At 72.2% G+C, this 11,532-nt stretch carries 11 protein-coding genes; 7 read left to right on the forward strand and 4 right to left on the reverse strand.

Going from position 1 to position 11,532, the window contains the following annotated elements; all coding sequences use genetic code 11:
- Positions 1-539: 539 nt before the first annotated feature.
- Entirely contained in the window at positions 540-1,841 is a 1,302-nt protein-coding gene (gene tyrS / locus ACGFIK_RS15410) for a tyrosine--tRNA ligase (protein ID WP_327027163.1), read from the reverse strand.
- 97 nt (positions 1,842-1,938) lie between these two features.
- Here tyrS and ACGFIK_RS15415 point away from each other — a divergent pair, with 97 nt between their 5' ends.
- The 4 genes from ACGFIK_RS15415 to ACGFIK_RS15430 all read left to right on the forward strand — a co-directional run bounded on the left by ACGFIK_RS15415 (position 1,939) and on the right by ACGFIK_RS15430 (position 4,343).
- Positions 1,939-2,331 carry a PaaI family thioesterase gene (locus ACGFIK_RS15415; RefSeq protein WP_327026682.1) on the forward strand — a complete coding sequence of 131 codons (393 nt, stop codon included), beginning with the start codon at positions 1,939-1,941 and terminating at the stop codon, positions 2,329-2,331.
- A 113-nt stretch (positions 2,332-2,444) separates the two neighbouring features.
- Positions 2,445-3,671 carry an NRAMP family divalent metal transporter gene (locus ACGFIK_RS15420; protein WP_393339852.1) on the forward strand — a complete coding sequence of 409 codons (1,227 nt, stop codon included), beginning with the start codon at positions 2,445-2,447 and terminating at the stop codon, positions 3,669-3,671.
- On the forward strand, positions 3,668-4,048 hold the full coding sequence (locus tag ACGFIK_RS15425) for a hypothetical protein (RefSeq protein WP_327026684.1): 381 nt from the start codon (positions 3,668-3,670) through the stop codon (positions 4,046-4,048). The genes ACGFIK_RS15420 and ACGFIK_RS15425 overlap by 4 nt, the downstream gene beginning before the upstream one ends.
- Positions 4,035-4,343 carry a PRC-barrel domain-containing protein gene (locus tag ACGFIK_RS15430; protein WP_327026685.1) on the forward strand — a complete coding sequence of 103 codons (309 nt, stop codon included), beginning with the start codon at positions 4,035-4,037 and terminating at the stop codon, positions 4,341-4,343. Before ACGFIK_RS15425 ends, ACGFIK_RS15430 begins: the two co-directional genes overlap by 14 nt.
- Here the strand turns inward: ACGFIK_RS15430 and ACGFIK_RS15435 are convergent.
- From ACGFIK_RS15435 to ACGFIK_RS15445, 3 genes are all read right to left on the reverse strand, one after another.
- On the reverse strand, positions 4,291-5,709 hold the full coding sequence (locus ACGFIK_RS15435; protein ID WP_327026686.1) for a hemolysin family protein: 1,419 nt from the start codon (positions 5,707-5,709) through the stop codon (positions 4,291-4,293). The genes ACGFIK_RS15430 and ACGFIK_RS15435 overlap by 53 nt on opposite strands.
- A gap of 112 nt (positions 5,710-5,821) precedes the next feature.
- Positions 5,822-6,442, reverse strand: coding sequence for a hypothetical protein (locus tag ACGFIK_RS15440; protein WP_327026687.1), 621 nt, complete (start codon positions 6,440-6,442; stop codon positions 5,822-5,824).
- Positions 6,443-6,503: 61 nt separating this feature from the next.
- Positions 6,504-6,983, reverse strand: a complete 480-nt coding sequence (locus ACGFIK_RS15445; RefSeq protein WP_327026688.1) for a GNAT family N-acetyltransferase — start codon at positions 6,981-6,983, stop codon at positions 6,504-6,506.
- A gap of 160 nt (positions 6,984-7,143) precedes the next feature.
- Here ACGFIK_RS15445 and ACGFIK_RS15450 point away from each other — a divergent pair, with 160 nt between their 5' ends.
- From ACGFIK_RS15450 to ACGFIK_RS15460, 3 genes are read left to right on the forward strand one after another with little or no spacing between them, the layout of a single operon-like run.
- A complete protein-coding gene (locus tag ACGFIK_RS15450; RefSeq protein WP_393339856.1) occupies positions 7,144-9,693 on the forward strand; it encodes a cation-translocating P-type ATPase in 2,550 nt (849 codons plus the stop codon).
- A gap of 51 nt (positions 9,694-9,744) precedes the next feature.
- Positions 9,745-10,638 carry a universal stress protein gene (locus ACGFIK_RS15455; RefSeq protein WP_393339859.1) on the forward strand — a complete coding sequence of 298 codons (894 nt, stop codon included), beginning with the start codon at positions 9,745-9,747 and terminating at the stop codon, positions 10,636-10,638.
- 25 nt (positions 10,639-10,663) lie between these two features.
- Positions 10,664-11,503, forward strand: coding sequence for a universal stress protein (locus tag ACGFIK_RS15460; protein WP_327026691.1), 840 nt, complete (start codon positions 10,664-10,666; stop codon positions 11,501-11,503).
- Positions 11,504-11,532: the final 29 nt, after the last annotated feature.

Consider the following 11,532-nt stretch of genomic DNA (forward strand, 5'->3'; position numbering starts at 1 on the left):
TGGCACTGGCTTATCAAACACCCTGTTGAGTTCTCAAAGAACAACCACACACCATCAGACAACCCACCAGGGCCACCATCCGGGGCTACCGTTCCGCTCCCGCACCCGCCGCTCTCGCGCCGGGCACTTTTACTACGTTACCCGGTGGTTTCCGCCGTGTCAAATCGACTTGCGCCGCTTTGTCACGCTTCCACCCGTTCTCCGGGCACCCCAAGCTGATCGGCTTGCGCCGTTCGTATCGGGGTTTCGGCAGGCCAGCCGCTGCGGTCTCCCGCTAGCGCGCCTGGGGCCCTGCCGGCGGCCAACCATACCCGGTCGGTTCCGCCTCGCCAAATCCGCCTCGCGACGGGTTCGGGGCACCGCCCGGCCCGGTCTCGAAGCGGTAGTGCCGCTCGTTCCCGGGGTCGACCTGCGCTCCGGCCTTCGGATCTTTCGACCCGTTTCGTCCGTTCCGCGCTGACGGAGAGAAAGTTACGCGTCCGACGGATTGAACGTCAAATCCGCCGGACGCGTCGCGCGTCACACCCCCTGGCCGGGCCTCACCGGACCTCGCCGGGAACCTCCAGCTCCACCCCGGCGAAGGACCGCTTGCCCCGACGCAACACCAGGTACCGGCCGTGCAGCAGGTCCTCCGGCCCGACCACGGCGTCGACCTCGGTCACCCGGTTGTTGTTGACGTAGGCGCCACCCTCGGTGATCACCCGGCGGGCCTCCTTCATGCTGGGCACCAGGCCGGACTCCTTGAGCAGGACGGCCACCTCCGGCAACTCGTCCAGGCGTACCAGGCCGGCTTCGGTGAGGGCGGCGCGCAGGGTGGCTGGCGACAGCTCCGCCAGGGAGCCACGACCGAACAGGGCCTGACTGGCGGCGACCACCTGGGCCATCTCCCGCTCACCGTGCACCAGGGTGGTGAGTTCCTCGGCCAGGGCACGCTGGGCGGCACGGGAGGCCGGCCGTTCCGCGGTCTCCTTCTCCAGCGCTTCGAGTTCCTCCCGGGAGCGGAAGCTGAAGTAGCGCAGGTAGCGCCCCACGTCCCGATCGTCGACGTTGATCCAGAACTGGTAGAAGGCGTACGGGCTGGTCATCTCGGGGTCTAGCCAGACCGCCCCGCCCTCGGTCTTACCGAACTTCGAGCCGTCGGACTTGGTGACCAGGGGGGTGGTGAAGCCCTGCACCGGTCCGGCGCCCCGACGACGGACGTAGTCGACCCCGGCGGTGATGTTGCCCCACTGGTCGGAGCCGCCGAACTGGAGTTGGCAGCCGTGCCGGCGGTGCAGTTCGAAGAAGTCGTTGGCCTGGAGCAGCTGGTAGCTGAACTCGGTGAAGCTGATGCCGCTCTCCAGCCGGGCCCGGACCACCTCCCGGGCCAGCATCTTGTTGACCGGGAAGTGCTTTCCCACGTCCCGGAGGAACTCCACCACCGACATCTCGCCGGTCCACTCCAGGTTGTTGACCAGCTGGGCCGCGTTGTCACCGGTGTACGACACGAAGGGCGCCAACTGGTCGCGGATGCGCTGCACCCAGCCGGCCACCACCTCGGGCGGGTTCAGGGTGCGCTCGGCGCTCTCCTTCGGGTCCCCGATCTGCCCGGTCGCGCCGCCGACCAGCAGCAACGGGCGGTGTCCGGCCAGTTGCAGACGACGTGCCGTGGTCACCTGCATCAGGTGGCCGACATGCAGGCTGGGCGCGGTCGGGTCGAACCCCACATAGAAGACGGCCGCCGGGCCGTCGAGCAGTGCGCGCAGCTCGTCGGGGTCGGTGGAGTCCTGGATCAGGCCGCGCCACCGCAGGTCGTCTAGGAAGGAGTCCCGCCCGGCCGGCGGGAGGTTGCTGTCGGTCACGGTCACCGATTCTCCCCCATCAGCGCCTCCGGGCCCTACCGGGTTGGCAGGCCTGCGACCTCGGTAGGGTGACCCTGCCAAGATCGAGGAGGCCGCCATGGAGATGTCCCAGCTCTCTACCGGGTTCTTCGCCCTGCTCGGCTTGGAGTACGGCGAGGTCAGCGGGGACCGGGTGACGGTCCGTTGGCGGGTACGCCCGGAGCTGCTCCAGCCGTACGGCATCCAGCATGGTGGGGTCTACTGCTCGGTGGTGGAGACGGCGGCCAGTGTGGGTGCCGGTCTCTGGTTGGGCGAGCGCGGCCGGGTGGTCGGGGTGTCCAACCAGACGGACTTCCTGCGGTCCGTCGGCGACGGGGAGTTGACCGCGGTCGCCACTCCGGTGCACCGGGGGCGTACCCAGCAGTTGTGGCAGGTGGAGATCACCGACGCCACGGATCGGCTGGTCGCCCGGGGACAGGTCCGCCTGCAGAACCTCTACCCCGACAGCTGAGCAGGTAGCTCCACACCGATGCCGTGACCGGGCGACAATGCCGGGTTTGCGGTAGTTAGCGGCAGTCTCGGCGATATCGTCGCCTCGATGACCGCGTCCGGGCCACCGCCGAGGTGAAGAAGCTGCTCGCGGCCACCCTCGGCATCCTCTCCGCGGTCGGTGGCTTCGTCGACATCGGTGACCTGGTGGCCGCCGGTCAGGCCGGGGCACGCTTCGGCATGTCGCACGCCTGGGTGCTGCTGCTCGGGGTGATCGCCATCTGCGCGTACGCCGAGATGGCCGGACGGATCGCGGCGGTGACCGGCCGGGCGGTGTTCGACCTGGTACGGGAGCGGCTCGGGGCCCGGATGGCCCTGGTCAACCTGGTGGCCTCGTACCTGGTCACGGTGATCACCCTGGCCGCCGAGCTGGGCGGGGTGGCGTTGGCGTTGCAACTGGCCAGCGGGGTGCCGTACCTGCTCTGGGTGCCGGTCGCCGGGGCGGCGGTGTGGCTGGTGCTGTGGCGGGTGCGGTTCCCGGTGATGGAGCGGCTGTTCGGGCTGGCCGGGCTGACCCTGGTGGTCTTCGCGGTGGCGCTGTTCTGGTTGCCGACCGACTGGGCGGCCCTCGGGCGGGGGGCGATGAGCATCGACGACGGCGGCCAGGGCTGGGGGGCGTACTGGTTCGTCGCGGTGGCGTTGTTCGCCTCCACGGTCAGCCCGTACGAGGTGTTCTTCTTCTCCTCCGGCGGGGTGGAGGAGCGGTGGAGTTCGGCGGACCTGGCCGATGCCCGGTTCAGTGTGCTCGTCGGTTTCCCGATCGGCGGGTTCCTCGCCCTGTCGTTGATCGCCACCGCCACGGTGGTGCTACGGCCCGCCGGACTGACGGTCTCCGACCTCGGCGAGGTGGCCCACCCGGTGGTGCTGGCCTTCGGCGGGGTGGGGCTGGCGATCGCGGCCCTGGCCTTCTTCGCGGTCACCTTCGGGGCCGCCCTGGAGACCGGGCTGTCGGCCGCGTACGCCGCCGCGCAGTACTTCGGCTGGCAGTGGGGTAAGCGGGTGAACCCGCGCGAGGCGGCCCGGTTCCACACCGTGCTGCTGGTCAGTGTGCTGCTGGGGGTGTTGCTGCTGCTCACCCGGATCGATCCGGTGACCCTGACCGAGTACATGTTGATCATCAGTGCGGTGGCCCTGCCGCTGACCTACCTGCCGATCCTGGTGGTGGCCAACGACCGCACCTACCTGGGCGACCGGGTCAACGGGCGGTGGCTCAACGTCCTGGGCGCGGTCCTGCTGCTGATCATCGTGGCTGCGGCGATCGCCGCCATCCCGGTGGCCATCGGGACCAGAATGGGGCAGTGAGGATCCAGATCAGCCATGATCTGCTCGACCGCCAACTCGTCGACCGGGACGGCCGGCTGATCGGCAAGGTCGACGATGTGGAGTTCGCCCTGGATGCGCAGGGGACGCCGTACCTGCGGACCCTGCTGACCGGGCCGGGGGCCCTCGGGTTGCGGGTCGGCGGCCGGATCGGCCGGATGCTGGTGCTGACCGCGGAACGGTTCGTCGCCGAGCCGCCGATGGTGCCGCTGCGCATCCCGTACGGGCTGGTGGCGGGTATCGACAGTGCGGTGCGGCTGCGGGTACGGGCCGAGGATCTGCCCACCTCCCCGGTGGAGTTGTGGCTGCGTCGTCACCTGATCGGCAAGATCCCCGGAGCCGGCCGTGCGGGCGGGTGAGCTGCTGGGCCGCACCGCGTACGACGAGCAGGGCCGACGGTTGGGTCGGGTGGTGGACCTGGTGGTGCGGGGTACCCCGGGTGGGCCGCTGCGGTTGACCGACCTGGTGGTGACCCGCCACTGGTACGGCCGGCTCAGCGGTCGGTTGATCGGCCCGGAACGGCACCCCTCCGGGCCCTGGGCGATCCGGGCGCTCGCCCGGCTGCTGAACCGCAGCACCGTGCAGGTGCCGGTGCACCGACTCAGGTTCGATCCGCCGGTGCCAGGTCTTCCTGTGGATCCCGCGCCCCGCTGACCGCCTGCTGGTCAGCCTCCTCCTGTTCAAGCGCCTCCTGGTCAGCCGCCTGCTGGTCGGCTTCCTGCTGGTCGGTCGGCTCGGCGTCCGGTGCGGGTTCGGCGGGGCGGCACAGCCGTACCCCGGTGATGGCCCGGTCGTCGACCTGGGTGACCTCCAGGCGCCACCCGTCGACCGTGAGGTGTTCGCCGACGGTGGGGATCCGGCCCAGGCCGGCGAGGACCAGGCCGGCGACCGTGGTGTAGTCGCCCTCCGGTCGGGCGGGCAGTTCCACCCCGATGTCCGGCAGGTCGTGGATCGGGAAGGTGCCGGACAGCAGCAGGGCGCCGTCGTCGTCGGTGCGTACCTCGCGGATGTCCCGGTCGGTCTCGTCGTAGATCTCCCCGACGATCTCCTCCAGGACGTCCTCCAGGGTGACGATGCCCTCGACGGCACCCCGTTCGTCCACCACCAGCGCCATGTGCTGGCGTTCCGCCTTGAACTGACGCAGGGCGTCGACCACCGAGACGGAGTCCGGCAGCAGCATCGGTGGGCGTACGCACTCGTCGACCGGCTGGTCGTCGCGGACCCCGACCAGGTCCCGCAGGTGGATGACCCCGACGGTCTCGTCCAGGCCGCCGTGGCGGACCACCGGGGCCCGGGAGTGCCCGGAGGCGGCCAGCACCAGCCGGGCCGCCTCGGCGGTGGTGCCGCTGTCCAGGCAGAAGACCCGCAGCCGGGGCACCAGTACGGCGCGCAGCTTCCGGTCGGCGATCTCCACCGCCCCGGCGATGATGGTCTGCTGCTCCTTGGTGAAGCCGTGGTTGCCGGCGACGATGTCGCGTAGTTCGTCCGGGCTGATCTCGTCCCGCTCGGGTTTCGGGTTCAGCCCGACCAGCCGGACCACCAGGTCGCTGGTGGCGCCCAGCAGCCACACCGCCGGGCGGGTGAGGGCGGCGAGCAGGTCCAGGGGGCGGGCGACGAGCAGGGCCCAGCGCTCCGGGATCTGCATCGCGATCCGTTTCGGGGCGAGTTCCCCGAAGACCAGGGTGACGAAGGTCAGGGCCAGGGTGACCAGCACGATGGCCATCGGTTCGGCGGCTCGGCCGAACACCTGCAACAACGGCGTCAGGGGCCGGGCCAGCGACACCGCCGCCGCCGCCGAGGCCAGGAAGCCGGCCAGGGTGATGCCGATCTGGATGGTGGCCAGGAATCGGTTGGGGTCGCGGGCCAGCCGGGCCAGTACCTCTCCGGCGCGGCCGGTGCGGGCCAGCCGCTGGATCTGGCTGTCGCGCAGCGACACCAGAGCCAGCTCACTCCCGGCGAAGATCGCGTTGATGATGATCAGGACCGCGACCAGGGCCAGCTGAATCCAGTAGCTGTGCACGCCCGGTTCTCCCTCGTCGGACCGCGCCCGGTGGCGCCGCCGGTGGAAGTCCCACCGACGTAGCGGTGCCTATGCCCACTTGCCGCGATGGTGAATCATCCTCCGCGCCGGGTCACCCTTGCGGGAGATCCAGGGCGTACGACCGGCCGTGGGGGCGGAACCCGATGCGCTGGTAGTAGGGGGCCCGCATGCCCGGTGGGCTGAGCACCCGGCGGAATCCCCGGTCGGTGAAGAGGCTGCTGCGTCGGTAGACGAACTCCCCCGGGGTGAAGTCCCGGAAGGCCGGGGTGACGTAGTCCAGGTCCACCTGGGCCACCCCGTCTCCGGCGTCGTGGGCCAGCACCACCCCGACGACCTCGTCGGCGCGGACCACCAGGAAGGCCGACCGGCCGGGCATCGGCTCGGGGCGGAAGCCGGGGTTGAACCGGGCGATGTCGGCGGCGTGCACCCGCAGGGTGTGGGCCAGGAAGGCGTCGTCGGCGCCCACCTCGACCACCTGGTAGGTCTGCTCGTCGTGCCGGGTGGCCAGCAGCTTCCGCAGGTACCAGATGTTGATCACCGACAGGACGACGTTGAGCCCCACCATGGGCCACACCTGCACGGCGGCGTTGTAGCCGATGAGTACCAGGCTGCCGATCAGGTTGACCGCCCGTAGCCGCAGGATGCGGGTCTGCACCAGGGACCAGACCAGCAGGGCGGAGCCGGTCCAGCCGACGAGTTCCAGCCAGTTCACCCCGCGAGGGTAGTGGCCGCCCAGGTCGACGCACCCTCCGGGCGGTGGCCCGGGACCGGGGTCAGGCCGGCAACTCCAGCAGGTACTCGTCGATCTCCTCGCCCCGGCCGGGGGCGTACGCCCGCTCGGTGGCCCGGACGACGAACCCGCAGCGACGCAGCACGGTCAGCGAGGCGATGTTGTCCGTCGCGGTCCGCGCGTACAGGGGGCGGCGGGTCACCTCGCGCAGCAGCGCGGCCAGGGCCCGGGTGGCGTACCCCCGGCCCCACCGGGTGGGGTCGATCCAGTAGCTGACCTCGGTGCGTCCCTCGGCGGGGAAGGCCAGCACATGCCCGACCACCGCGTCGTCGACCGTCACCGTCCAGGCCAGGTTCTCCGGGTCGGTCAGGATGTGGACCCAGTGTGCGGCGAAGGCCCGGGGGTCGGCCGGGTCGGCGGCGCCGAAGGCGGCCATCCGGGCGGCCTCGGGGTCCAGTTGGTGGGCGTAGAACTCCGGCAGGTCGTCCTCGGCGACGGCACGCAGCCGTAAGTCGTCGCTCATCGCCGTTGACGATACGCCCTGAGCCCGGCAGGGCCTTTGGTCCCGAGCCGGGCGGGCCCTAGCCCCTGCCGGACAACAACAGTCACACGGGACGCTTGGACCACAAGGGCAGCCGTCGGGGCAGCGCGGTGACGAGAGGTACGTGGGCAGGGGTGCGACCGTGAGCACTGACACCGTCACCCGACCGGTGACCCCCGGCGGGCTCAGTTCCGCCGAGGCCGCGCAGCGGTTGCGCCGGGACGGGCCGAACAGCACCGAGGCGCCACCCCGCCGGCACCTGACCGTACGGGTCCTGCGGCAGTTGACCGACCCCCTGGTCGCCCTGCTGCTGGCCGCCGCCGTGGTCACCACCGTCCTGCGGGACTACCCCGACACCGCGGTGATCCTGCTCGTGGTCGCGGTCAACACGATCATCGGGGTGGTGCAGGAGGTACGCGCCGACCGGGCCATCGCCGCCCTGGACCAACTGGCCGCGCCGACCGCCCGGGTGCTGCGCGACGGCCAGGACCTGGTGCTGCCCGCCGCCGACCTGGTCCGGGGTGACCTGGTCCGGATCGAGGCCGGTGACGTGGTCCCGGCCGACCTGCTGCTGGAGGAGACCAGCCGGCTGCGGCTGGACGAGTCCGCCCTCACCGGCGAGTCGATGCCGGTGGCCCGGGACATCGGCGAGGAGGCCAGCGCCGGCACGGTGGTCACCGTGGGACGGGCCACCGGCACGGTGGTCCGCACCGGAGCGGCCAGCGCCCTGGGCCGGATCGCCAGTCTGGCGGCCACCACCCGACCGGGCCCTACTCCCCTGCAACGGCGGCTGTCGGCCCTGGGGCGGGTCCTGGGTCTGGTCGCCGTCCTGCTCTCCGGGCTGGTCTTCGTCCTCGGGGTACTCGGTGGGCGGCCGGTGGTGGAGATGGCCGTCACCGCGGTGAGCCTGGTGGTGGCGGCGGTTCCGGAGTCACTGCCTGCGGTGGTCACCCTGGCCCTGGCGCTCGGTGCCCGGCGGATGGCCACCGCTCGGGCCATCCCCCGTCGGCTGCACGCCGTGGAGAGCCTCGGTTCGGTCACCGTGATCGCCTCGGACAAGACCGGCACCCTCACCGAGGGGCGGATGGCCGTGCAGCAGGCCCGTACCGCCGAGGGGGGCCGCTTCGAGGTCACCGGCACCGGGTACGCCCCGCACGGCATGATCCAGCGGGACGGGGATCGGGTGGCGGTCACCGACGAGTTGCGCCGGCTGGCCCGGGCCGGGCTGCTGTGCAACGACGCGACGCTGGCCGCACCGGATGAGCAGCGACCGGACTGGGGTGCGGTCGGTGACCCGTTGGAGGCGGCCCTGGTGACCTTCGCGGCCCGCTGCGGCCTGGAACCGCAGACCACCCGCCGGGCCTGGCCCCGGGTCGCCGAGCACCCCTTCGACCAGGAGCTGCGCCGGATGACCACGGTGCACCGGTCCTGCGACAACCGGTACCTGGTGGTGTGCAAGGGGGCGCCGGAGAGTGTGCTGGCCGCGCCGCTGGTCGACGCCGACGCCGAGGAACTGGCCGAGCTGGCCGCCGCGGCGGCCGAGTTGGCGGGGGCGGGGCTGCGGGTGCTCGCCCTGGCGGCGGCGCTGGTGGACACCCCGCCGACCGATCCCGCCCACCCGGTCGGGCTTCAGGTGGTCGGACTGGTCGGGGTCGGTGACCCGCTGCGGGCCGGGGCGCCGGAGATCGCGGGCAGCTTCACCGAGGCCGGGGTGCGGCTGGTGCTGATCACCGGGGACCATCCGGCGACCGCGGCGGCCATCGCCGGGCAGCTCGGCGTCTGGGACCCCGGGGACCCGGTGGTACGCGGGGACGACGGTGATCCGGCCGAGGCGGACCCGGCGGCGCGGGTGTTCGCCCGTACCCGCCCGGAGCAGAAGCTCGACATCGTCGCCGCGATGCAGGCCCGAGGGCATGTGGTGGCGATGACCGGCGACGGGGTCAACGACGCACCTGCCCTGCGCCGCGCCGACATCGGGGTGGCCATGGGCGGCGGCACCGAGGTGGCCCGGCAGGCCGCCGACCTGGTGCTGGTCGACGACGACCTGTCGACCGTGGCGACCGCGATCGGCGAGGGACGGCGGATCTACGACAACATCCGGCGGTTCCTGCGCTACGCCCTCTCCGGTGGGGTGGCCGAGATCGTGGTGATGCTGCTGGGTCCGCTGTTCGGGTTGGCCGTACCGCTGCTGCCGGCGCAGATCCTCTGGATCAACCTGCTCACCCACGGGCTGCCGGGGGTGGCCCTGGGCGCCGAGCCGGCGGAACCGGGCACCCTGGGTCGGGCACCCCGCTCACCGCAGGAATCGGTGCTCGGGGCGGGGCTGGGCCGACACATCCTGGTCGCTGGAGCGTTGATCTCGGCAGTGACCCTCGGGGCGGGCGTACTCGCCGCACACTGGGAACGGCCCTGGCAGTCGGTCGTCTTCGTGGTGCTGGGTCTGGCCCAGCTCGGGGTCGCCCTGGCGGTCCGCGCGCCACGGCCACCCGGCGCACGGCGGGGCAACCCGGCGCTGCCGCTGGCCGTGGCGGTCTCCGCGCTGCTGCAGGTCGCCGGGGTGCTGGTGGCACCGCTGCGGGACCTGCTGGGCACCCGACCGCTGGGGGCCGTGGACCTGCTCGCCTGCGCGGTGGTGAGCGTGCTGCCCGGTCTGGTGCTCCGGCTGACGATGATGACTCGTCGGGGTCGGTGACGGTGACCTGGCGCGATGGGTCAGGCTGATAGTGATCCGAAGGAGGACTCGATGAACAGCAAGACCGCCCCCGTCGTGGTGGGTGTGGACGGTTCCGAGATGGCCCTGCACGCGGTACGCGCCGCCGCCCGGGAGGCCGCGTACCGGCAGCTGCCGCTGCGGGTCGTACACGCCTTCATCTGGCCGTTGATGCGGGTGCCGTTGGGTCCCGCGCCGGGAGCGCCGGCCGACGCCGGCCTGCGTAACCAGGCCGAGCAGTTCGTGACCGAGGCGGTGGCCGAAGCTACCAAGATCGCCCCGGAGGTCTCCGTCACCGGCGCGGTGGTGCACGGCGCGGCACCGGCGGTCATGCTGGCCGAGTCCGAGGACGCCGCCCTGCTGGTGCTCGGCAGCCGGGGCCTGGGTGGGTTCGCCGGGCTGCTGCTCGGCTCGGTGGCCGTGCAGCTCAGTGCCCGGGCCACCTGCCCGGTGCTGGTGGTCCGGGGTGAGCAGCGCGCCGACGGGCCGGTGGTCGTCGGGGTCGACGGCTCCCCCGCCTCCGACGAGGCGGTCGGGTTCGCGTTCGAGGAGGCCGCCCGGCGCGACACCGAACTGGTGGCCGTGCACTCCTGGCTCTACCCGACGCCGGCCGGTCCGGGCGACATCCTGCCGCTGGTCTACGACCTGGACGCCTTCCAGAAGCAGGAGGAGCAGGTCCTCGCCGAGGCCGTGGCGCGCTGGTCGCCGCGGTACCCGAAGGTGCCGGTGCGGCAGTCGCTGGTGCGGGGCTCCCCCGCCCGGGCGCTGGTGGAGCAGTCCCGTGGGGCCCAACTGGTGGTCGTCGGGGCGCGGGGACGCGGGGCCCTGGCCGGGTTGCTGCTGGGCTCGGTCAGTCACGCGGTGCTGCACCATGCGGACGCACCGGTGGTGGTCATCCGCGAACCGCGTACCGTCGAAGGATCCTGATGAGGCGACGACCTCTGGAGGCATCATGAACCGACCTGTCGTAGTGGGGGTGGACGGCTCCCCGCCTAGCCTGGTCGCCGCCGAGCACGCGGCCCAGGAGGCGGTGTGGCGGTCCCGTCCGCTGCACCTGGTGCACGGCTACCTGCACCCACTCGGCTACGGGGTGCCGATCAACCCCTACGAGGTGGGTCTGCCGGCGCCCTCGGAGGACGGGCGGAAGATGCTCGAACAGACCGCCACCGAACTGGTCGACCGGTGGCCCTCGCTGACCGTAGAGGTGCGGCAGGTCGCCGGTGGGCCCGGTGCCACCCTGGTCGAGGAGTCCCGTCGGGCCGAACTGGTAGTGGTGGGCAGTCGGGGTCTGGGCGGCTTCGCCGGCCTGCTGCTCGGCTCAGTCGGCACCCAGGTGGCCGCGCACGGGCACTGCCCGGTGCTGGTGGTCCGGCCACCGGACCGGCCACTGCCGACCGACGGACCGGTGGTCGTCGGGATCGACGGCTCCGAGTCGGCCGAACTCGCCGTCGGGCACGGCGCCGAGGAGGCGGTCCGACGCGGGGGCACCCTGGTGTTGATGCACATCAGCGGGGAGCGGGACATCGACGGGGAACACCTGCTGGCCACCGCCGCGGCGGCCACCCGAGGCAGTCACCCCGGGCTGACCGTAGAGGAACGGGTGGTCACCGGCCGGAAGCCCGACGAGGCGCTCATCGAGGCCTCCGAGCAGGCCGCGCTGGTGGTGGTCGGGTCCCGGGGTCGGGGCGGCTTCGCCGGCCTGCTGCTCGGCTCGGTCAGCCAGGCGTTGGTGCAACACGCCCGCTGCCCGGTGCTCGTCGCCCACCCGCACGCCGCCGACCACGTGGTCTGACCGGCCACCGGCCCCGCAGGTCGCCCTGC

The sequence above is a fragment of the Micromonospora sp. NPDC048871 genome, assembly GCF_043198155.1.
GTDB lineage: Bacteria > Actinomycetota > Actinomycetes > Mycobacteriales > Micromonosporaceae > Micromonospora.

Excerpts from the sequence above, each read along its gene's own strand:
- ACGFIK_RS15455 (WP_393339859.1), top strand. The coding sequence starts at position 9,745 with ATGAACAGCAAGACCGCCCCCGTCGTGGTGGGTGTGGACGGTTCCGAG.
- ACGFIK_RS15445 (WP_327026688.1), bottom strand. The coding sequence starts at position 6,983 with ATGAGCGACGACTTACGGCTGCGTGCCGTCGCCGAGGACGACCTGCCG.
- ACGFIK_RS15415 (WP_327026682.1), top strand. The coding sequence starts at position 1,939 with ATGGAGATGTCCCAGCTCTCTACCGGGTTCTTCGCCCTGCTCGGCTTG.
- ACGFIK_RS15460 (WP_327026691.1), top strand. The coding sequence starts at position 10,664 with ATGAACCGACCTGTCGTAGTGGGGGTGGACGGCTCCCCGCCTAGCCTG.